Annotated in this window: 17 protein-coding genes and 1 other RNA gene; 14 read left to right on the top strand and 4 right to left on the bottom strand. The window is 61.1% G+C overall.

Features of this window, described 5'->3' with window-relative positions; genetic code table 11:
* Positions 1-156 precede the first annotated feature (156 nt).
* The 8 genes from zipA (at position 157) to ACP7B3_RS07220 (ending at position 8,694) form a co-directional block, all read left to right on the top strand.
* The gene (gene zipA / locus ACP7B3_RS07255) at positions 157-1,020 is read left to right on the top strand and encodes a cell division protein ZipA (RefSeq protein WP_034119293.1); all 864 of its coding nucleotides are present in this window, start codon (positions 157-159) and stop codon (positions 1,018-1,020) included.
* Positions 1,021-1,107: 87 nt separating this feature from the next.
* The gene (ligA, locus tag ACP7B3_RS07250) at positions 1,108-3,474 is read left to right on the top strand and encodes an NAD-dependent DNA ligase LigA (RefSeq protein WP_426178534.1); all 2,367 of its coding nucleotides are present in this window, start codon (positions 1,108-1,110) and stop codon (positions 3,472-3,474) included.
* 138 nt (positions 3,475-3,612) lie between these two features.
* On the top strand, positions 3,613-4,776 hold the full coding sequence (locus ACP7B3_RS07245) for a zinc-binding metallopeptidase family protein (RefSeq protein ID WP_369301447.1): 1,164 nt from the start codon (positions 3,613-3,615) through the stop codon (positions 4,774-4,776).
* Between the two features lie 115 nt (positions 4,777-4,891).
* Positions 4,892-4,988: signal recognition particle sRNA small type (ffs, locus tag ACP7B3_RS07240), an RNA gene on the top strand.
* 217 nt (positions 4,989-5,205) lie between these two features.
* A complete protein-coding gene (locus ACP7B3_RS07235) occupies positions 5,206-6,207 on the top strand; it encodes an N-acetylmuramidase family protein (protein ID WP_242195857.1) in 1,002 nt (333 codons plus the stop codon).
* A gap of 156 nt (positions 6,208-6,363) precedes the next feature.
* Positions 6,364-7,410 (top strand): N-acetylmuramidase family protein, encoded by a 1,047-nt coding sequence (locus ACP7B3_RS07230; RefSeq protein ID WP_262208377.1) that lies wholly within the window; start codon positions 6,364-6,366, stop codon positions 7,408-7,410.
* Position 7,411: 1 nt separating this feature from the next.
* The gene (locus tag ACP7B3_RS07225; protein ID WP_145159080.1) at positions 7,412-8,002 is read left to right on the top strand and encodes a hypothetical protein; all 591 of its coding nucleotides are present in this window, start codon (positions 7,412-7,414) and stop codon (positions 8,000-8,002) included.
* Positions 8,003-8,076: 74 nt separating this feature from the next.
* Positions 8,077-8,694 (top strand): hypothetical protein, encoded by a 618-nt coding sequence (locus ACP7B3_RS07220; RefSeq protein ID WP_426178533.1) that lies wholly within the window; start codon positions 8,077-8,079, stop codon positions 8,692-8,694.
* A 56-nt stretch (positions 8,695-8,750) separates the two neighbouring features.
* Here the strand turns inward: ACP7B3_RS07220 and ACP7B3_RS07215 are convergent, their stop codons facing one another.
* Together ACP7B3_RS07215 and ACP7B3_RS07210 are read right to left on the bottom strand one after the other, a co-directional pair.
* Positions 8,751-9,653: a DUF2167 domain-containing protein gene (locus tag ACP7B3_RS07215; protein ID WP_426178532.1), complete on the bottom strand. Its 903-nt coding sequence runs from the start codon at positions 9,651-9,653 to the stop codon at positions 8,751-8,753.
* Positions 9,654-9,712: 59 nt separating this feature from the next.
* On the bottom strand, positions 9,713-10,576 hold the full coding sequence (locus ACP7B3_RS07210; protein WP_426178531.1) for a LysR family transcriptional regulator: 864 nt from the start codon (positions 10,574-10,576) through the stop codon (positions 9,713-9,715).
* Between the two features lie 101 nt (positions 10,577-10,677).
* Between ACP7B3_RS07210 and ACP7B3_RS07205 the strand changes: the two genes are divergently transcribed.
* Positions 10,678-11,637 carry a DMT family transporter gene (locus tag ACP7B3_RS07205; protein WP_426178530.1) on the top strand — a complete coding sequence of 320 codons (960 nt, stop codon included), beginning with the start codon at positions 10,678-10,680 and terminating at the stop codon, positions 11,635-11,637.
* Here ACP7B3_RS07205 and ACP7B3_RS07200 read toward each other — a convergent pair.
* On the bottom strand, positions 11,551-11,922 hold the full coding sequence (locus ACP7B3_RS07200; protein WP_369301343.1) for a VOC family protein: 372 nt from the start codon (positions 11,920-11,922) through the stop codon (positions 11,551-11,553). The genes ACP7B3_RS07205 and ACP7B3_RS07200 overlap by 87 nt on opposite strands.
* Before the next feature lie 55 nt (positions 11,923-11,977).
* Positions 11,978-12,745, bottom strand: coding sequence for a substrate-binding periplasmic protein (locus ACP7B3_RS07195; protein ID WP_426178529.1), 768 nt, complete (start codon positions 12,743-12,745; stop codon positions 11,978-11,980).
* Positions 12,746-12,878: 133 nt separating this feature from the next.
* On the opposite strand from ACP7B3_RS07195, the gene dnaX reads away from it, so the two are divergent.
* The 5 genes from dnaX (at position 12,879) to ACP7B3_RS07170 (ending at position 18,512) form a co-directional block, all read left to right on the top strand.
* Positions 12,879-14,954 carry a DNA polymerase III subunit gamma/tau gene (gene dnaX / locus ACP7B3_RS07190; RefSeq protein WP_426178528.1) on the top strand — a complete coding sequence of 692 codons (2,076 nt, stop codon included), beginning with the start codon at positions 12,879-12,881 and terminating at the stop codon, positions 14,952-14,954.
* A gap of 43 nt (positions 14,955-14,997) precedes the next feature.
* A complete protein-coding gene (locus tag ACP7B3_RS07185; protein WP_083357362.1) occupies positions 14,998-15,336 on the top strand; it encodes a YbaB/EbfC family nucleoid-associated protein in 339 nt (112 codons plus the stop codon).
* Positions 15,337-15,471: 135 nt separating this feature from the next.
* Positions 15,472-16,506 carry an NADP-dependent oxidoreductase gene (locus tag ACP7B3_RS07180; protein ID WP_426178527.1) on the top strand — a complete coding sequence of 345 codons (1,035 nt, stop codon included), beginning with the start codon at positions 15,472-15,474 and terminating at the stop codon, positions 16,504-16,506.
* Between the two features lie 66 nt (positions 16,507-16,572).
* The gene (gene recR, locus ACP7B3_RS07175) at positions 16,573-17,175 is read left to right on the top strand and encodes a recombination mediator RecR (RefSeq protein ID WP_106576337.1); all 603 of its coding nucleotides are present in this window, start codon (positions 16,573-16,575) and stop codon (positions 17,173-17,175) included.
* A 188-nt stretch (positions 17,176-17,363) separates the two neighbouring features.
* Positions 17,364-18,512 (top strand): acyl-CoA dehydrogenase family protein, encoded by a 1,149-nt coding sequence (locus ACP7B3_RS07170; protein WP_262208368.1) that lies wholly within the window; start codon positions 17,364-17,366, stop codon positions 18,510-18,512.
* The last annotated feature ends 66 nt before the right edge of the window (positions 18,513-18,578 follow it).

Genomic DNA, 18,578 nt, shown 5'->3' with positions numbered 1-18,578 from the left:
TAAAGTTATCGAAGGTCGTGCTAGTTTATTGTCAATTCCTCGTATGCGTGGGCAAAACGTCAGTCAGAACATAGAGTTGGCGCCACGTTTTAAAGCGGTTTGGATGTTGCTAAACCCCTTATTTTTCAGCATTTTTTATTAGAGGCACGGGATTACATGGAAATCGGTCTGCGCGAGTGGCTGATCGTCATCGGCATTATTGTCATTGCCGGTATTCTTTTTGATGGCTGGCGCCGCATGCGCGGTGGCAAGGGCAAGCTCAAGTTCCGTCTGGACCGCAACCTGTCCAACTTGCCTGACGATGATGGCAGCGCCGAACTGCTGGGGCCGCCTCGCGTGCTGGATACCCATAAAGAGCCGCAACTGGACGAACACGACTTGCCGTCGATGAGTGCGCCGGTGCGTGAAGCCCGCGAACCGTCTTCCAAACGTGGCAAACGCGGCAGCGCCGCGGTTGCCGAGCCGCATCAGGGCGACCTGAACCTTGACGTCGATGATGGCCCGAGCTTCAGCAGCCGTGATGACGATTTCCCCGACGAGACCCCGACCAAAAGCGCTCCACGCCAGTCGGTCAATGACCAGCCGGCCGCTGAAGAAGTCTTGGTGATCAGCGTGATCTGCCGCGACGCCGCCGGTTTCAAAGGCCCGGCATTGTTGCAGAACATCCTGGAAAGCGGCTTGCGGTTTGGCGAGATGGATATTTTCCACCGTCACGAAAGCATGGCCGGTAACGGCGAAGTGCTGTTCTCCATGGCCAACGCGGTCAAGCCGGGCACCTTCGATCTGGACGACATCGACCTGTTCAGCACCCCGGCGGTGAGCTTCTTCCTTGGCCTGCCAGGCCCGCGTCACCCCAAACAAGCGTTCGACGTGATGGTGGCCGCGGCCCGCAAGCTGTCTCAGGAACTAAACGGCGAGCTCAAGGACGACCAACGCAGCGTCCTGACCGCCCAGACCATCGAACACTACCGTCAGCGCATCGTCGAGTTCGAACGTCGCGCCCTGACACAGAAACGCTGAGGATTGGTCTTCAGCGTTGTCAGTAGAATAAGCGCACTAACATATTGAGCAGCTTCGGCTGCTCTTTTGCTTTCTGAGAGAACACCCATGACCGCCGCCCATACCCGCATCCTCCAATTGCGCGCTGAGCTGGATCAGCACAATTACCGTTACCACGTGCTCGACGAGCCGAGCATTCCGGACGCCGAGTACGACCGGCTGTTCCACGAGCTCAAAGCCCTGGAAGCCGAGCATCCGGATTTGGTCACGCGTGATTCACCGACGCAGCGGGTCGGCAGTGCGGCGTTGTCGGCGTTCACTCAGGTGAAGCACGAAATACCGATGCTCAGCCTCGGTAACGCCTTTGACGAAACCACCATGCTCGAATTTGATCGCCGAGTCACCGAAGGCCTCGACCTGCCGGTGGGCGATCTGTTTGGCGGTGGCGCGGCGGTGGAGTACAGCTGTGAGCCCAAACTGGATGGCCTGGCGGTCAGCCTGCTGTATCAAGACGGTGAACTGGTACGCGGCGCCACCCGTGGCGACGGCACCACGGGCGAAGACATCAGCGTCAACGTGCGCACTGTGCGCAATATCCCGCTGAAGCTGCACGGCAGCGGCTGGCCGGCGACCCTGGAAGTGCGCGGCGAAGTGTTCATGTCCAAGGCCGGTTTCGAGCGCCTGAACGCCTCGCAGCTGGAAGTCGGCGGCAAGACCTTTGCCAACCCGCGCAACGCGGCGGCTGGCAGCCTGCGCCAGTTGGACTCGAAGATTACCGCCAGCCGCCCGCTGGAGTTCTGCTGCTATGGCATCGGCCAGGTCACCGCAGACATCAGCGATACCCACATCGGCAACTTGAAGCAGTTGCAGAAGTGGGGCATGCCGATCAGCCACGAACTTAAGTTGGCCAAGGGTATCCAGGAATGCCTGGACTACTACCGCGATATCGGCGAGCGGCGTAACAGCCTGGGTTATGAAATCGACGGCGTGGTGTTCAAGGTCAACAGCATTGCTGACCAACGTGAACTGGGTTTTCGCGCGCGTGAACCGCGCTGGGCCATCGCGCATAAATTCCCAGCCATGGAAGAGCTGACTGAATTGCTCGACGTCGAATTTCAGGTCGGTCGTACCGGCGCCGTCACCCCCGTTGCGCGCCTCAAGCCGGTCAAGGTCGCGGGTGTGACCGTGTCCAACGCCACCTTGCACAACATGGATGAAGTCGCGCGCCTGGGCCTGATGATCGGCGATACGGTGATCATCCGCCGCGCCGGTGACGTGATCCCGCAAGTCGTCTCGGTGGTCACCGAACGCCGCCCGGAAAACGCCCGCGCGGTACAGGTCCCCGAAAACTGCCCGGTGTGTGGCTCCCACGTGGAGCGCACGCAACTGGTCAAGCGCAGCAAGGGCAAGGAAACCGTCAGCGAAGGCGCGGTGTACCGCTGCGTCGGGCGCCTGGCCTGTGGCGCGCAGCTCAAGCAGGCGATTATCCATTTTGTCTCGCGCCGGGCCATGGACATCGACGGCCTGGGCGACAAGACCATCGAGCAGCTGGTGGATGAAAAACTCATCGGTTCGCCGGCCGACCTCTACAAGCTCAAGTACGAGCAGATCATCGACCTGGAAGGCTTTGCCGATATTTCCAGCAAGAAGCTGATCACCGCCATCGAAAACAGCAAGACCCCAACCCTGGCGCGCTTTATCTACGCCTTGGGCATCCCGGATGTGGGCGAGGAGACCGCCAAGGTGCTGGCGCGCTCCCTGGCGTCTCTGGAGCGTGTGCAGAAGGCCCTGCCGGAAGTGCTGACGTACCTGCCCGACGTGGGCCTGGAAGTGGCGCACGAGATTCACAGCTTCTTTGAAGACAGCCATAACCAAGAGGTCATTGGCGCGCTGTTGTCGCCGGACGAATGCGGCCTGCAACTGCAGGATCAGGGCGACCTGAGTGCCGAGTTCGCCGCCAGTACCACCTTGGGCGGCTTGCTCGACAAACTGCACGTGCCCAGCGTTGGGCCGGGCGCTGCGCAGAAACTGGCGGAAAAATTCGGTTCTCTGGAAGGCGTGATCCAGGCTGATTGGCTGGACATGCGTCAGGCACTGCCTGAAAAGCAGGCCAAGGCCGTGCGCGAGTTTTTTGACAACCAAGACAATGCCAACCACGCCCTGGCCATCGAGCAGCAGCTCAAGGACTTCGGCATGCACTGGCAGAGCGAGAAGAAGGTCGTCGAGGGCTTGCCCGAAGCAGGGCACACCTGGGTGCTCACCGGTTCACTGGAGCTGATGAGCCGCGATGTGGCCAAGGACAAGCTTGAAAGCCTCGGCGCCAAGGTGGCCGGCTCCGTCTCGGCGAAAACCCACTGTGTGGTGGCCGGGCCGGGCGCTGGCTCGAAATTGGCCAAGGCCAGCGAACTGGGCTTGAAGGTGTTGGACGAAGAAGCGTTCGTGGCATTCCTGGCCAAGCACAACATCACGGTCTGACCGCGCGAGCGGGGAATGAGCTGCTGCTTATTGTGGCGAGCGGGCTTGCCCCGCGTCGGCCTGCGCAGCAGCCCCCTCACCGTGGAACGATCTCTCACGGGAAATGATCTAGTCTTGGTCACCCAGAGAGAGATCGCCATGTTCCGCTACTTCGAGCAACTCAGTTCACGCATCGCAGCACCGTTCACGGCGGGCGCATCTCGTAACAGCAAGGTGTGGCAGTGCCGCTGTGGCCAATCGCTGTTCTTTCGCAACAGTCAGTGCCTGGCTTGCCAGGCGTTGCTCGGTTATCAGCCGCAGCAAAGTCGCGTATCGTCCTTACAGCCGGGCCCGGTTGTCGGCACCTGGCTGCAGGACGACAACCTTGACGCCGGCGCCTTCCGGCGCTGTGCCAACCTCGACACTCCCGCCGCCTGCAACTGGTTGATCCCGGCGCACAGTACAGCGCCGCTGTGCGTGGCGTGCAGTCTGAACCGCACCATTCCCGACCTGTCGATCGCGGAAAACGCCGAACGCTGGCGCAAGGTCGAAACTGCCAAGCACCGTTTGGTGGCGCAACTGATCAGCCTCGGCCTGCAAGTGGTGCCTAAGAGCGTCGATGAAGACAACGGCCTGGCCTTCGACTTCGTCGGCGTCGACCTGGAAGGCAATGCTCCGATGACGGGCCACGCCAACGGTCTGATTACCCTCGACATCAAGGAAGCCGACGACGCCCACCGTGAGAAAGTTCGCGTACAAATGCGCGAGCCTTACCGCACGCTGCTTGGCCACTTTCGCCATGAGGTCGGCCATTACTACTGGGACCGCCTGATCGCCGATACCCACTGGCTTGAACCTTTTCGCGCCTTGTTCGGCGACGAACGCGCCAGCTACGCCGATGCACTCGACCATCATTACCAGAACGGCCCGCGCCCCGACTGGCAGCAAACCTGCGTCAGCGCCTACGCCACCATGCACCCTTGGGAAGACTGGGCCGAAACCTGGGCCCATTACCTGCACATGATGGACGCCGTCGACACCGCCCTGGGCTTTGGCATGAGTGCCCGCGAGATGGACCTGGATTACCAGCCGTTTCCCCTCAGCACCCTTTACGACCCCGAACACCCAGGCGGTACGGCGTTCCTGTCGTTCGTCAACGCCTGGATTGAACTGGCCGGCATGCTCAACGAACTGTCGCGCAGCATGGGCCAGCCGGATTTTTATCCCTTTGTGCTGCCGCCGGCGGTGATCGCCAAGCTGCACTTTATTCACTTGGTCATCCAGGAAGAGGGCGGCAGGGCAGATGAAGCCGTGATTCTGTAGCGGCACAAGTGCTTGAGCCCCTTGATTTTTTAATCCTGAACCAACGGTTGTAACTTCCGATGAGATCGGTACAATGGCGCGGCTTGCCGAGAGGCGAGCGTCGTTATGGTGACCCCATCGGTCCCCCCGCAACGATTACCCGTGAACCTGGTCAGAGCCGGAAGGCAGCAGCCACAGCGGGAACATTGTGTGCCGGGGTGTGGCTGGTGGGGTTGCCTCCATAACGCTCTCCCGCAACCCCCTCTGTTTCAAATCAAAAAACGTTTCTTCAGTCATCTGCCCATTTGTAGTGCGCAGCCATGACGGCTTTTTGCTGGACAACCTTCGACCGTCTGCTAGCGTCAATCATGGGTTTTTTTCAAAAAATGACCGTGGTGCTGGAGTAGTAAAGAAGTGATGGCACTCCTTCAATCAGAAAGGATGATTGCCATGCACAGCCTCCAAGGTATACCCAGCCGTATCAGCGGTTCCGTCGGCACCGCCGGCAAGGCCCGCAATGATTCCGATGATGTTCGATCCATTCAGAATCTATTCAACCTGATCACCGCCAAACCCGCTTCGCCTTTGCTGGTGGATGGCAAGTGCGGCCCGCTGCTGGTCCAGCGCATCAAGGACTATCAATCCAATCGTCTCAAGGTCGCCACACCCGACGGCGTGATTGACCCGGCAGGCCGAACGTTTAGCGCCCTGCTTGAAGATGCACGCAAGGCAACTCCCGTGACCCCGGCCAACGACTCGGCCGGTGCCGCTGTCGCCCCAACCCCGCCACGCCCTCCGGCGCCTGCCCCGGCCCAACCAGACACACTGCATTGGGTTACAAAAGCCACCTGTGATGGACGTGTGACGCTGACCGATGCTGACTTTCAAAGCGCCGCGACAGCGCTGGGCAGCGGTATCTCGGTGAACATCATCAAGGCGTTCGCCACTGTGGAATCTGGTGGGCGATCCGGCTTCGGCCCCGCCCAGATGCCGGTGATCGCGTATGAAGGTCACATCTTTCGCAAATACACCCAGCAGAAGTACGACAAGGCCTATCCCCTCCTGTCATACCCCTACCGGGAAAAAGCCGGTCCGCAATGGAAAGCCAATAACAAAACCCAGGCGGTGGCGTGGCAGACCCTGGCCGATGCGTTCAAGTTAAATCAGGAAGCGGCGTTGATGTCGGCGTCGTACGGCATGTTTCAGATCATGGGCTTCAACTTCGCCGCCTGCGGTTACAAGAGCGTCTTCGATTTCGTCAGCGCGATGAAACTCAACGCCGGCCAGCAGTTGATGGCGTTCGTCGGTTTTTGCCGCAAGAACCCGGCCTTGTTCAAGGCCATGAAGAACAAGGACTTCGCGGGCATGGCTGCCCAATACAACGGGGCGGATTATGGTGATTACGACAAGCGAATCCAGAAAGCCTTTGAGGCGCTGGAGAGGAAAAAGTAGCCGTGCATGACGGTTGTTTCACAACGTGCAAAGCGCCCACTGGACAACCCAAAACCATCTTGTTAGTTTCCGCCAGCCACTTGTTTCGAGGTGTAACAAGAGCGCTGCATTGATATTGAAGTGCCAGCACTTCTTTAACTTACAAGGATGTCAGTGATGAAAAGCCTGCAAGGGTTGCCCCGTCTTATCAGTGCTTCGGTGGGCGCGCCCGGTAAAGCGCGCAACTTGCCTGCCGATGTTCAGTGCATCCAGTATTTATTCAATTTGATCATTCCCAAGATGGGGTTTCCGCTGGCCGAAAACGGCAAGTGCGACGGCCAGTTGGTGCAGTGCATCAGCCAGTATCAGTTTCGCCACCTTAAATACGCGCACCCCGATGGGGTGATCGACCCCACCGGTCGTACGTTCAACAGCCTGATCGAAGAAGCGGTGAAAGTGCCGGTGAAGGCGTTTCCGACGATGCGCATTCCAAGCTTTCTCAACGCGTTCGGCAATAACAACGGCGATGCGGTGCAGGCCACGGTCAATGTGTACCTGGACCGCATGCGTGCGATGATCGAGGCCGAGCGACGCAACCGGCAATTGATGCTCCAGCCCACGTGCGACGGCGGCATGACGCTCACCGAAACCGACTTCCAGAACGCCGCCACGCAGTTGGGCAGCGGTATTTCGGTGAATATCATCAAGGCCTTCGCTACCGTGGAGTCCGGCGGGCGTTCCGGTTTCGGGCCGGCCCAGCTGCCGGTGATCGCTTTTGAAGGGCACCTGTTTCGCAAGTACACCAAGCACATCTACGACCAGGCACATCCACTGCTGTCGTATGTCTACGTGAGAAAGGCCGGGCCACAGTGGCAAGTCAACAACAAGGACCAGGCCAAGGCCTGGGAAACCATGGCCACCGCCTTTGCGCTGGATCAGGAAGCGGCCTTGATGTCGGCGTCCTGGGGTATGTTCCAGATCATGGGGTTCAACTACGCCTCCTGTGGTTACAAGACCGTGTTCGAATTTGCCGCGGCATTAAAGATCAATGCCGGCAACCAATTAAAGGCGTTCCTCGGTTTTTGCAGCAAAAGCCCGGCGTTGATCAAAGCCATGAAAGACAAAGACTACGTGGCCATGGCGCGCAACTATAACGGCGAGGATTACGGCGACTATGACCGCCGTATCAAGAAGGCCTACGAAGCACTGGAAGGGAAGAAATAAGATGATGCGTTTTCTGGCAGTGGGTGTTTTGTCGTTGTGCGCTATCGCGCCGGCATGTGCAGACGAAACAGCCTTGCACTCAGGCAAGTACGAAGGGCTGATGCTGGCGGTCACCCCTGAGCATCAAGTCGAAGGTTTCTACTCGGAAGCGTTGGGTGAGGGCGTAACGCGCACCTGTACGTTTTACCTGCAAGGCGCGCCCGAAGCGCTGACGACCTGGGTCGACGACGCCTACCCTGGCAGCGTGACGGCCTCGTCCGATGGCGTGACGCTGACCGTGGAACAAGGCCGCCAGCACCCCGGTTGCCTCAGCGTGCTGATGCCGGAAATCGCCACCGGGCTGGACCTGACCCAAACCGCCAGCAAACAGTGGATCGGCCTGGTGACGGTCACTGCCGACAAGGCTTATCTGCTCAAAACCCCTGGCGAAAGCGCGGGCAAGCGTCCGTATATCGTTAAGGACGATGTGGTCGGCGTACTGGCTTTCAAAGATGGCTGGGCCCAGGTTGAATTCACCAATGCCAAGGACCGCTCGTTCACCGGCTGGATCCGCCAGGATCAATACAGCCGCCTGACTGCGCCCAAAAGCTGAGACGCGACCCTCTGCGCTCACGCAAAGGCGGCTGGTGAGGTAGCATGCGCCCCCCGTAGACATGGAGGTCCCGTATGCGTTTTCCTGCCGTCGCCTGGTTGTCCGTGCTGGCGTTTTGTTTGCCCGGCTGCGTGATGATCCCTTATGAAAGCCCTGAAGCCCGAGCCAGGATCGAACACGACTTGGGCATCGCACCGGCCGATGTCATCGGGGTCACCGAGACCAACTGGTGCTATTACACCTACGGGATTGCGGAGATCTGCCATCCCGTCCAGGGCTTGGGTGTTTTGACCAAAAAGGGCTTTATTCTTAGCCTCTACCAGGACAAGTCTTACCTGCCGGTCAGAACGCTGCGCGTCGATGAGGTGATGTGCGCAAAAGTGACGGATGGGCGCGGCAAACCCGAAACCTTCTACGTGTTTACCCACGATGATGCCTTCATGCTTGCCCCGATCACGCCGCGTGGCGCAATCAACGTGCCGATGAAGGACAAGATCTTCGATTACCTGTTGAGCCATCAGCAGAAGGTGTTCACCGGTATCGAGGGCTCATTTGTGAAGCTCACCGGTAATCGGGTGCTGCGCTATGTAACGGTGCCGGGCTACAAACCGGGCATGGCGGCTGTGGATGAGTTCGCGATCGTCAACCCGTGCCCGGGCGCGCAGCAGCCAGAGCCTGCTGCGCAGCACTGAGCCAACCCCTGCGCCGCAACCTGTCATGCACGTTGCGGCATTTTTATGCCCGGGGTTCAGGCCTTGTTGCGGTTGAACAGCTTACGGATCACGGCGAACAGCGCCACAACGCCGACCACCAGGAACTTCTTCGCCGCCAGCAGGAAGATGCCGATCTTGGCAAACAACCCGGCCTTGGCCGCTATCCCGCCGGCCACCAGGGCCGCCAGGCCATAAGTGGCCAGCTTGTCGGTCTTGGGGTTGAAGTCGGTGTACAGGTTGCCGTCGGTGAAGTTGGTAAAGGCCAAAACCTTGGGCATTTCCTGCTTGATGGTGGGCAGGTCGGCCATGGCGGCGACGGCGTTGAGTTCCAGCACGCCTTCACGGCCCAGCACGCGGATGCTGTAGTTGAGGGTGGTTTGCTGGGCGTCGTCGGCTTTCAGCTCGCGCGCCCAGTACATTTTGTGGGTGGCGTCGTCGTAGTGCGGCGGTTCGGCCCAGCCCAGCAGGTGCAGGCCCGCGTAGCCTTGTTTCTGGCGTTGCTGGTTGTCTTCCTCGTCTTCTTCCTGCATTTGCTTGAGCAGTTCGGCGTAGTCGATTTTTGCCGCGTCCTCGTCGGAAACGTGCCCGTCAGCCTTGTAGCTGACGATCACGCCCCAGCCGCGTTCCGACAAGGGGCTGACTGCTTTTGGCACGATCATGCCCAGGGTTTTGAAGCCGGGTGGGTTGCCCCAGCCATCGGTCAACAGGCGCTCGGTGTCGGCGGGGTCGAGGTAGTAGAACTCGTCGTTAAGCTTGAGCGTGGCAATGCCACTGGGCAGCGTGACCGTGCCGGTCTTCTGCTTGAGTGAGGCGAGGAAGTGTTCAGCCGTTTCAGCCGGCGCGCTGGCGTCGGCGGGCGCGGGCGCAGGTGCAGCAAAGACGGGTAGGGCAGACAGGCTCAACGCAGCCGCCGCTATCAACACGCGGAAGTAATTCATGGTAGTCCCTTACATTTTGAATTAATTTCGCGGAAGAATACTGAAATTTGCTGCCCGGGTCAGCCAAAAGTCTCCCGCAGCAGCCCGGCAAACGCGTCCCGTGCCAAATGCCGCTGGGTGTCCTTGTGCCAGAACAGCAGGTTGTCCACGGCCTGCAGCTCTTCAAACCGGTAGGAGGCCAACTGATTGGCCTGCTCATAACGGGCCAGGATGCCTTCCGGCGCCAATGCCACGCCAATCCCCGCACTGACACAACCGATGATCGTGCCCCAGCTGGCATAGCTGGCAATGCTCGGTTTGAAGGCATGCGGTTTGACCCAGTTCTCCAGCGCCGCGCGATACGGACAGCCCGCTGGCCATACCAGCAGCGTACGACCGGCCAGGTCCTGGGCACTGTTGATCGGGGCGCTGGACGCGCTGGCGATCAGCACCAGACGTTCGCTGTAGACCACGCTGTGTTCAAGCTTGGCGCGTTTGCCACCACAGGCCACCAGCGCCACATCGAGGCGATGGTGTTGCAGGTCGTCCAGCAACTGCGCCCAGGCGCCAGTGACCAGTTCGAGCGAGACGTCCGGGTAGCGCCGATGGTATTCCGCCAGCAAGGGCGGCAGGCGGCCGCTGGCGCTGGACTCCACCGCGCCGATGCGCAAGGTGCCGCGGGGGATGGCGTCGGCATCCACTGCGCGTTTGGATTCGTCTACCAGCGCCAGAATGCGCTCGCAGTAGTCCAGGAAGATTTCCCCGGCGGCACTGATTGCCAGCCCGCGTCCGGCACGGATAAACAAGGGCGTGCCCAACTCGCCTTCCAACTGCTTGATCCGCGTGGTGATGTTGGACGGCACGCAATGCAATTGCAGGGCGGCCTGGGCCACGCTGCCGGTTTGCGCCACGGCTCGCACCATTTTCAGTTGGGCCAGTTCCATTGCTCAGTTCCAGTGATTTCAGAAGTCAGAAACGCTTAATTGTCCTGCGCCTTGCCGGGGCCAAGACTGACGGCATCCTACTCAGTTGCCGGACGCCGCCGATGAATACCCCATCACCCGCAAAGCTTACGCTAGTCATCTCTGGCGTCATCCTCTGTTGGGCCTATTCGCCGATTGGCGTGCACATGGGGTTGCACAGCTACAGCCCCGGCCAGTTGGCGTTGCTGCGATTTCTGATTGCGTCGGTGTTCATGGCCGGTGTGGCATTGGCGGTAGGCATTGGCCGGCCGCGTTTGCGCGACCTGCCGTGGTTACTGGTGCTGGGGTTCTTTGGCGTGTTTTTGCACCACACCAGCCTCAATTATGGGCAGCAATGGGTGACGGCGGCAGCGTCGAGCGTGCTGGCGCAGTCGGCGCCACTGTTCAGTGTGCTGATCGCGTGTTTGTGTTTGAAAGAGCGCGTCAGTGCCTGGCGCTGGGGCTGTGTGTTGCTGGGCTTGCTTGGCGTGCTGGTGGTGATCTGGGGCGATCATGGCGTGGGCGATATTGACCCGCGCGGTTTGCTGATTGTGCTGGCGGCGGTGTCATGGAGCGTGTATTTCGCCATCCAGAAACACTATGCCCATCGCTACAGCCCGCTGACCATGGCGTGTTACATGGTGTGGGCGGGCACCCTGATGCTGTGCGTGAACCTGACAGGCCTGGCCAATGCCGTGGAGCAGGCACCGCTGCCGGAAAACCTCGCGGTGCTGATCCTCGGCATTTTCCCCAGCGCCCTGGCGTACCTCGCCTGGGCCTATGTGTTGAAGCACGTCGAGGTCAGCCGAGCGTCGGTGTCGATGTACCTGATCCCGCCGGTCGCCATGGTGATGGCCGCGACGCTGCTGGGCGAGCACATTGCCGTGCAGGTGATGCTGGGCGGCGTGATGGTGCTGGCCAGCGTGGCGGCCATCAGCCTGGAGGGCCGCTGGCGGTCAGTCGCTCATGCAGAACGCGCGCAGCCGGTGGCCATCGAGGTCCTGGGCGACAAAGGTGTAGCCGAAATCCAAACGGGTCGGTGACTGGATGATGGTTGCGCCGCGCGCCACCCACTGAGCGTGCAGGGCGTCTACGGCGGCCTGGTCTGGCAGGGAAAAGCCCACCTCACCGCCGCCGCCGGTCATCTGGGCCGCAGGCTCCACCGTGTGGCGCGACCACAGCCCCAACTTTACGCCGTTGTCGAGGATGAACAGGGCAAAGGTGGGGTTCAGTTCAACCGGCGGCTTATCCAGCAGGCGGCTATAAAAGTTGGCACTGGTGGCCGGGCTGTCGACGTAGAGCAGGAAGTAATGGGCGACGGTGTGCATTGCAGGCTCCTTGGGAATGGGCGTTCAAGTGCGCCCAGTCTAGAGGGATGCCCTGTCAGTTCTTGTCAGGAGTGAGCGGTGATCGCTCACTTTCGCCGGTGTACAGGTTGATGATGTCGTCGATTTCCCCCGACATCTTCATCCGCAGCAGCGTACGCAAGATCCGCTGTACCGGCACGTTCGGGTCGTTGCGCACGATGCAACCCAGGCTTTGCTCGTCGATGATCGCGATCTTTTGCAGCCGCTGGTTCGGCGGCAGGTTCAAATTGAAGCGCTCTAGTATCCATTCGTTAATGACGGCGTATTCAAAACGCCCGGCGACCAGCTTTTGCAGCACCAAGGCTTCGCTGCGCGAATCGTCGCGGGTGAGCTGGCCAGTGGCAAACAGCGGGTCGAGGACGGCGTAGCGGTAGTTGAGCACCGTGCCGATCGGCTGAGGCGTCAGCGTGCCGACTTCTGCAGGCTGCGGGGTCGTGTGGCGGCCGACCAGCACATTGCGCTGCACCATCAGCGGCACGCTCCAGGTGTAGTCGCCGGACAGGCTGTCGACCCAGTCCTGGGCGACATAACAGCGCACATCGATGTCGCCATGCGCCATGGCATTGGCGATGCGTGCCCGCGCCAGCACGTGAAACTCGGCCGGGCGCCCGACCTGGGTGGCCAGGCTTAACATCAAGTCATACAAAATGCCTTGGGTGGGCTGGCTGTCCTCCACCTGGGCCATCGGCATCGCCCAGCTGTCGGAAACCGAGAAACGCAACGGCGCAGGCGCCGCGAGGCTGGTAAGGGAAATCATCCATAAGGCGCCCAGGACTACGCGCATACACTCTCCGGGTTCAGGCCTTTGCGGGGCCATTGAGCAGAGCTTAGTCAGATTAGACGAGCGTGCCGGATGCAATTTCCCCCTTGCTCCGCTAGCATTACCGGCTTCCGCTTCCCAGTTGCGACGGTTTTCGATGAGTTATCAGGTTCTTGCACGTAAATGGCGTCCGCGCTCGTTCCGCGAAATGGTCGGCCAGACCCATGTGCTCAAGGCTCTGATCAATGCCTTGGACAGCCAACGGCTGCACCACGCCTACCTGTTCACCGGCACGCGAGGGGTGGGCAAGACCACCATTGCGCGCATCATCGCCAAATGCCTGAACTGTGAAACCGGTATCACTTCCACGCCTTGCGGCACGTGTTCGGTGTGCCGCGAGATCGATGAAGGGCGTTTCGTCGACCTGATCGAGATCGACGCCGCGAGCCGCACCAAGGTCGAAGACACCCGCGAGTTGCTCGATAACGTGCAGTACGCACCGAGCCGTGGCCGCTTCAAGGTCTACCTGATCGACGAAGTGCACATGCTTTCCAGCCATTCCTTCAACGCGCTGTTGAAAACCCTGGAAGAGCCGCCGCCGTACGTCAAATTCATCCTGGCCACCACCGACCCGCAGAAACTTCCTGCAACGATTCTGTCGCGGTGCCTGCAGTTTTCCCTGAAAAACATGACCCCTGAGCGTGTGGTCGAGCATTTGACCCACGTGCTGGGGGTCGAGAACGTGCCGTTCGAAGACGACGCGCTGTGGCTGCTTGGCCGCGCGGCCGATGGTTCGATGCGCGATGCCATGAGCCTCACCGACCAGGCCATCGCCTTTGGCGAAGGCAAGGTGATGGCCGCCGACGTGCGCGCCATGCTCGGTACCCTTGATCATGGCCAGGTGTTCGACGTGCTGCACGCGCTGATCGAGGGCGACGCCAAGGCGTTGCTCGAGGCGGTGCGCCACTTGTCGGAACAAGGCCCGGACTGGAACGGCGTGCTGTCGGAAATCCTCAACGTCTTGCACCGCGTTGCGATCGCCCAGGCGTTGCCTGAAGGTGTCGACAACGGCCATGGCGACCGCGACCGCGTATTGGCGCTGGCCCAGGCATTGCCGGCCGAAGATGTGCAGTTCTACTACCAGATGGGCCTGATCGGGCGCCGCGACCTGCCGCTGGCACCGGACCCGCGCGGTGGCTTTGAAATGGTCCTGCTGCGGATGCTGGCGTTCCGACCGGCGGATGCGGCCGACGCGCCGAGACAGCCGCTAAAGCCAGTGGGGATCAGCCAGGCCACAGTTGATTCCGCCAAACCAGTGGCTGGCGCGGCAGTGGTCGCGCCAGTAGTTGCTGCGCCTGCGCCCGTGGCGCCCGCGCCTGAGCCCGTAGTGGTTGCGCCCGAGCCGGTGACGGCTGCGCCAGCCATCGCGCCGGCGCCGGTGACCGAGCCTGAGCCCGAAGCCGTGGTCGACCTGCCGTGGAATGACCCGGTAGACGCCGAGCCCGAAGTGGAACTGCAGCCTGCCGTGGAGCCCGTGCTGGAAACCAGCGGTGAGCAGCCCGAACTCACGCCGATGCCGACGCCGACGCCCGACAGCGTGGTGCCGGACGCACCGGAGTGGGTGTCTGCCCCGGTTCCAGAGCCGACCGTTGCCCAGGTTGAAGCCGCGACGCCCGGCATCGACCTCGATGACGAACCGCCACTGGACGAAGATTACATCGAGCCGGACATGGATTCGGCCTACAGCTACCTCGATGACCTGGCCAGCGAACACACCGCTGAGCCTGCACCCGAGCCCGAGGCGGAACCGGCTGCGGCCCCGGCCACCGGCCTGGCGCTGCAATGGCTGGAATTGTTTCCGAAGTTGCCGATCTCCGGCATGACCGGCAGCATCGCCGCCAACTGCACCTTGATTGCCATCGATGGCGATCACTGGCTGTTGCACCTGGACCCGGCGCACAGCGCGCTGTTCAACGCGACCCAGCAACGCCGGCTCAACGATGCATTGAACCAGTACCATGAGCGCACGCTGACCATCACCATTGAGTTGATCAAGCCCGAGCAGGAAACCCCGGCCCAGGCCGCAACACGCCGACGCATCAACCGTCAGCGCGATGCCGAGAACTCGATCCAGGCTGATCCGCTCATCCAGCAAATGATGCAACAGTTCGGTGCGGTCGTGCGTCACGATACTATTGAACCTGTCGAAGCCCCGGTGCCCCAAGCGTCATGACACCGGGCTATTAATTGATCCACGTACTTTTGAGGTGATTCCCATGATGAAAGGTGGCATGGCCGGCCTGATGAAGCAGGCACAGCAGATGCAGGAAAAGATGGCCAAGATGCAGGAAGAACTGGCCAACGCCGAAGTCACCGGTAAAGCCGGTGGCGATATGGTTAGCGTGGTGATGACCGGTCGTCACGACATCAAGCGCGTGAGCATCGACCCAAGCGTATTGCCAGGCACCAGCGAAGATGACCTGGAAATGCTTGAAGCGCTGTTCGCCGCGGCCGTCAACGACGCCGTGCGCAAGATCGAAGCCAACAGCCAGGACAAAATGTCCGGCGTGACCGCTGGCATGCAACTGCCACCGGGCATGAAGATGCCGTTCTGATGGTCTAGCCTTGGCTAGAATCAAATGCCAGGCCCAGTGCCTGGCATTTTTGTTTGTGCCGATCCAATCGAACCCTGGCGTGGCAAGCATGGTCTGCACCCTATACCGACGCATTCGATAAAAAGGAGCCCCCTCATGCCTCAAGAACCCATTCTCAACCAGCGCATCGTGCTGGTCTCGCGCCCGCAAGGTGCGCCAACCCCGGAAAACTTTCGGCTGGAGCGCGTGAATCTGCCGGAGCTGGCGGACGGCCAGGTGCTCTTGAAAACGCTCTACCTGTCGCTCGACCCGTACATGCGCGGCCGCATGAGCGACGCACCGTCCTACGCCGCACCGGTGGAAATCGACGAGGTAATGACCGGTGGCGCTGTCAGCCGTATCGAGCAGTCGCGTAATCCGAAATTTGAAGTTGGCGACCTGGTCGTCGGTTCCACGGGCTGGCAGAGCCACAGCATCAGCGACGGCCGTAACCTGATGCCGGTGCCCGGTGGCCTGGCCAGCCCGTCGATGGCGCTGGGTGTGCTGGGTATGCCGGGCATGACGGCGTACATGGGGTTGATGGATATTGGTCAGCCTCAGGCCGGCGAGACCCTGGTCGTCGCGGCGGCGTCCGGCGCAGTCGGCTCGGTGGTGGGCCAGGTGGCCAAGCTCAAGGGCTTGCGCGTGGTGGGCATCGCCGGTGGCGCGGACAAGTGCCGTTACGTGGTGGACGAGCTGGGTTTTGACGCGTGCATCGATCACAAGAGCGCCAACTTTGCCCAAGAGCTGGCCCTGGCGTGCTCCAACGGCGTGGACATCTATTATGAAAACGTCGGTGGCAAGGTCTTCGACGCGGTGTTGCCGCTGCTCAATCCCAAGGCACGCATTCCCTTGTGCGGCCTGATTGCCGGCTACAACGCCCATGAAGCCCCAAGCGGGCCGGACCGGCTGCCCGCGTTGCAACGCACTTTGCTGACCAAACGCGTGCGCATCCAGGGTTTTATCGTGTTTGACGACTATGGCGATCGCCAGCCCGAATTCCTCAGCGCCATGGCGCCGTGGGTGCGGGACGGCAAGATCAAGTTCCGCGAAGACGTGGTGGAGGGCCTGGAGCAGGCGCCCGAAGCCTTTATCGGTTTGCTCGAGGGACGCAACTTCGGCAAGTTGGTGGTACGCGTCGCGCAGGATTGACCATTTGACGCTAATCCGGGGCGCGGGTATAAACCGCGTCTCGTTGTTTTGTCGGACCATTCGCTCATGAGCTTCAGCCCCCTGATTCGCCAACTGATCGACGCCTTGCGCACCTTGCCGGGTGTCGGTCAGAAAACCGCCCAGCGTATGGCGCTGCAACTGCTGGAGCGTGATCGCAGCGGTGGCACCCGGTTGGCCCAGGCCTTGAGCCAGGCCATGACCGGTGTGGGCCACTGTCGCCAGTGCCGCACTCTCACCGAAGAAGACCTTTGCCCGCAATGCGCCGACCTGCGTCGCGACGACACGCTGCTGTGCGTGGTGGAAGGGCCGATGGATGTATACGCGGTTGAGCAGACCGGCTATCGCGGGCGCTACTTCGTGCTCAAGGGCCATTTGTCGCCGCTCGATGGCCTGGGGCCGGAAGCCATCGGCATTCCGCAACTGGTGGCGCGCATAGAAGAGCAGGGCACGTTCACCGAAGTGATCCTGGCGACCAACCCGACGGTGGAAGGCGAAGCCACCGCGCATTACATCGCCCAGCTGCTGACCAACAAAGGCTTGATCACCTCGCGCATCGCCCATGGCGTGCCGTTGGGCGGCGAGCTGGAATTGGTGGACGGCGGGACGCTGGCGCATTCGTTTGCAGGCCGCAAGCCGATCGCCCTCTAAGCCACACCGTTGTTCAAATGTGGGAGCTGGCTTGCCTGCGATGGTGGAGTGTCAGGCGACATCGACGTCTCTGCTCCAACGCCATCGCAAGCAAGCCAGCTCCCACAGTGGTTTTGTGGTGTAAGGGGGACCTTGAAAACCAAGCAAGCGCTTGGTAATTTCGCTCCACCCCACCGTGGAGCTTGCCGATGTCTGCCTATCAGGACTACTTCGACCCCAGCCACCAATTGGTTCGCGACAGCGTGCGCCGTTTTGTCGAGCGCGAGATGTTGCCGGGCATTGAGCAATGGGAGGAAGCGCAAAGCTTTCCCCGTGAGCTGTACCTCAAGGCCGGCGCGGCGGGAATCCTCGGCATTGGTTACCCCGAAAGCCTGGGCGGCAGTCACGAAGGTGACCTGTTCGCCAAGGTCGCCGCCAGCGAAGAGCTGATGCGCTGCGGCTCCGGTGGTGTGGTGGCTGGCCTGGGTTCGCTGGATATCGGCCTGCCACCGGTCGTCAAATGGGCGCGGCCCGAGGTGCGCGAGCGCGTTGCGCCTCCGGTATTGGCCGGCGAGAAGATCAGCGCGCTGGCGGTTACCGAGCCGGGTGGCGGCTCCGATGTCGCCAACCTGCAAACCCGCGCCATCCGCGATGGCGAGCATTACCGCGTGAGCGGCAGCAAAACCTTTATCACCAGCGGCGTGCGTGCCGACTTCTACACGGTCGCGGTGCGCACCGGCGGGCCGGGCTTTGGCGGCATCAGCTTATTGCTCATCGAGAAAGACACGCCCGGTTTCACGGTCGGCCAGCCGCTGAAGAAAATGGGTTGGTGGGCGTCGGACACGGCTGAGTTGTTCTTCGACGATTGCCGTGTGCCAGTGGGCAACCTGATCGGCGTCGAGAACATGGGCTTTGCCTGCATCATGGGCAACTTCCAGAGTGAGCGCCTGGCCCTGGCGCTGATGGCCAATATGACCGCGCAGCTTGCATTGGAGGAGAGTCTCAAATGGGCCGCCCAGCGCGAAGCGTTCGGCAAACCCATCGGCAAATTCCAGGTGCTCAAGCACCGGCTGGCGGAAATGGCCACGGCGGTGGAGGTTTCGCGGGAATTCACCTACCGCCAGGCGGCGAAGATGGCGGCCGGCAAAAGTGTGATCAAGGAGATTTCCATGGCCAAGAACCTGGCCACCGACACCGCCGACCGCGTGACTTATGACGCGGTGCAGATCCTTGGCGGCCAGGGTTACATGCGCGGCAATTTGGTGGAGCGGCTGTACCGCGACAATCGCATCCTGTCCATCGGCGGCGGCACGCGCGAGGTGATGAATGAAATCATCAGCAAGCAGATGGGGCTTTGATCGGTGGTGTTTTTGAGGGCCTCTTCGCGAGCAAGCCCGCTCCCACATTTTGATTTGTGAACACAT

Source organism: Pseudomonas sp. TWRC1-2 (genome assembly GCF_049896685.1).
Lineage (GTDB): Bacteria > Pseudomonadota > Gammaproteobacteria > Pseudomonadales > Pseudomonadaceae > Aquipseudomonas.
This window is presented reverse-complemented; position numbering and strand designations above follow the sequence as displayed.

Bases quoted from the DNA above. Each gene is read 5' to 3' on its own strand.
- ACP7B3_RS07210 (WP_426178531.1), bottom strand. From the start codon at position 10,576: ATGGAACTGGCCCAACTGAAAATGGTGCGAGCCGTGGCGCAAACCGGC.
- zipA (WP_034119293.1), top strand. From the start codon at position 157: ATGGAAATCGGTCTGCGCGAGTGGCTGATCGTCATCGGCATTATTGTC.
- ACP7B3_RS07245 (WP_369301447.1), top strand. From the start codon at position 3,613: ATGTTCCGCTACTTCGAGCAACTCAGTTCACGCATCGCAGCACCGTTC.
- ACP7B3_RS07185 (WP_083357362.1), top strand. From the start codon at position 14,998: ATGATGAAAGGTGGCATGGCCGGCCTGATGAAGCAGGCACAGCAGATG.
- recR (WP_106576337.1), top strand. From the start codon at position 16,573: ATGAGCTTCAGCCCCCTGATTCGCCAACTGATCGACGCCTTGCGCACC.
- ACP7B3_RS07200 (WP_369301343.1), bottom strand. From the start codon at position 11,922: ATGCACACCGTCGCCCATTACTTCCTGCTCTACGTCGACAGCCCGGCC.
- ACP7B3_RS07205 (WP_426178530.1), top strand. From the start codon at position 10,678: ATGAATACCCCATCACCCGCAAAGCTTACGCTAGTCATCTCTGGCGTC.
- ACP7B3_RS07195 (WP_426178529.1), bottom strand. From the start codon at position 12,745: ATGCGCGTAGTCCTGGGCGCCTTATGGATGATTTCCCTTACCAGCCTC.
- ACP7B3_RS07215 (WP_426178532.1), bottom strand. From the start codon at position 9,653: ATGAATTACTTCCGCGTGTTGATAGCGGCGGCTGCGTTGAGCCTGTCT.
- ACP7B3_RS07220 (WP_426178533.1), top strand. From the start codon at position 8,077: ATGCGTTTTCCTGCCGTCGCCTGGTTGTCCGTGCTGGCGTTTTGTTTG.
- ACP7B3_RS07170 (WP_262208368.1), top strand. From the start codon at position 17,364: ATGTCTGCCTATCAGGACTACTTCGACCCCAGCCACCAATTGGTTCGC.
- ACP7B3_RS07230 (WP_262208377.1), top strand. From the start codon at position 6,364: ATGAAAAGCCTGCAAGGGTTGCCCCGTCTTATCAGTGCTTCGGTGGGC.
- ACP7B3_RS07235 (WP_242195857.1), top strand. From the start codon at position 5,206: ATGCACAGCCTCCAAGGTATACCCAGCCGTATCAGCGGTTCCGTCGGC.
- dnaX (WP_426178528.1), top strand. From the start codon at position 12,879: ATGAGTTATCAGGTTCTTGCACGTAAATGGCGTCCGCGCTCGTTCCGC.
- ACP7B3_RS07225 (WP_145159080.1), top strand. From the start codon at position 7,412: ATGATGCGTTTTCTGGCAGTGGGTGTTTTGTCGTTGTGCGCTATCGCG.
- ligA (WP_426178534.1), top strand. From the start codon at position 1,108: ATGACCGCCGCCCATACCCGCATCCTCCAATTGCGCGCTGAGCTGGAT.
- ACP7B3_RS07180 (WP_426178527.1), top strand. From the start codon at position 15,472: ATGCCTCAAGAACCCATTCTCAACCAGCGCATCGTGCTGGTCTCGCGC.